General features: G+C 65.0%; 1 protein-coding gene. It reads left to right on the top strand.

Annotated features, from left to right (window positions below):
- The coding region (gene tuf / locus Y694_RS21910) for an elongation factor Tu (protein ID WP_036236732.1) at positions 1 to 1,187 on the top strand (1,187 nt) is incomplete at its 5' end.
- Between the last annotated feature and the right edge of the window lies 1 nt (position 1,188).

Below are 1,188 nucleotides of genomic sequence, written 5' to 3'. Positions count from 1 at the left end.
CCAAGAGCAAATTCGAGCGGACCAAGCCGCACGTGAACGTTGGGACGATTGGGCACGTGGACCACGGGAAGACGACGCTGACGGCGGCGATCACGACGATTCTGTCGTCGAAGTTCGGTGGTGAGGCCAAGGCGTACGACCAGATCGACGCGGCGCCCGAAGAGAAGGCGCGCGGCATCACGATCAACACGGCGCACGTTGAGTACGAGACCGCCAACCGGCACTACGCGCACGTTGACTGCCCCGGGCACGCCGACTACGTGAAGAACATGATCACGGGTGCGGCGCAGATGGACGGCGCCATCCTCGTGTGCTCGGCCGCCGACGGCCCGATGCCCCAGACCCGCGAGCACATCCTGCTGGCCCGTCAGGTCGGCGTGCCCTACATCATCGTCTTCCTGAACAAGTGCGACATGGTCGACGACGCCGAGCTCCTCGAGCTGGTGGAGATGGAAGTGCGCGAACTGCTCGACAAGTACGAGTTCCCCGGTGACGCCACCCCCATCGTCCACGGCTCGGCCAAGCTCGCCCTCGAAGGCGACAAGGGCGAACTCGGCGAACAAGCCATCATGAAGCTGGCCGAAGCCCTCGACAGCTACATCCCCACGCCCGAGCGTGCGGTGGACGGCGCCTTCCTGATGCCGGTGGAAGACGTGTTCTCCATCTCCGGGCGCGGCACCGTCGTCACCGGCCGTGTCGAACGCGGCATCATCAAGGTCGGCGAGGAAATCGAGATCGTCGGCATCAGCGCCACGCAGAAGACCACCTGCACCGGCGTCGAGATGTTCCGCAAGCTGCTCGACCAGGGTCAGGCGGGCGACAACGTCGGCATCCTGCTGCGCGGCACCAAGCGCGAAGACGTGCAGCGCGGCCAGGTGCTGTGCAAGCCCGGCTCGGTCAAGCCGCACACCCACTTCACCGCCGAGATCTACGTCCTGAGCAAGGAAGAGGGCGGCCGACACACGCCGTTCTTCAACAACTACCGTCCCCAGTTCTACTTCCGCACGACGGACGTGACGGGCGCGGTGGAGCTGCCCAAGGACAAGGAGATGGTGATGCCGGGCGACAACGTGAGCATCACGGTCAAGCTGATCAACCCGATCGCGATGGAAGAAGGCCTGCGCTTCGCCATCCGTGAGGGCGGCCGCACCGTCGGCGCAGGCGTCGTCGCCAAGATCATCGAGTAAT

The sequence above is a fragment of the Methylibium sp. T29-B genome (genome assembly GCF_000576225.1).
In the GTDB taxonomy this organism is placed as follows: Bacteria; Pseudomonadota; Gammaproteobacteria; order Burkholderiales; family Burkholderiaceae_C; genus Methylibium; species Methylibium petroleiphilum.
Note: the sequence above shows the minus strand (reverse complement) of the source record. Positions and strands in the feature narration are given on the sequence as shown.